Genomic DNA, 287 nt, shown 5'->3' on the forward strand with positions numbered 1-287 from the left:
AATTATTTTTATTTACAAACTATGAAAATACAGACAGGCTGGAACCACTATTTTATCAGGCGGGTCAAAGCGGAACTTTTATGACCACGGCCATAGCCCAGCAAATTACAGATAGTTTGAAAAGTGCCACTTTTATGCCAACATCTTTTGGAGTTGCTACAGGAACAAATGCCCCTGTAGGAGTTGCCAATTATAATCCAAACGGAACATATGACCCGGGCGCATATAACAACTACAGCATTTTCTCAAAAAGCAATAAATTGTTTGCACGTTTAGATTGGAACATT

The 287-nt window shown here is 38.3% G+C and carries 1 protein-coding gene; it reads left to right on the forward strand.

The window, feature by feature from the left end; all coding sequences use genetic code 11:
* Positions 1 to 287, forward strand: a 287-nt coding sequence (locus VJI93_RS08680; RefSeq protein WP_324009301.1) for a hypothetical protein, incomplete at both ends; no start/stop codon positions are given.

Source organism: Parvimonas sp. M20 (assembly GCF_035282425.1).
Lineage (GTDB): Bacteria > Bacillota > Clostridia > Tissierellales > Peptoniphilaceae > Parvimonas.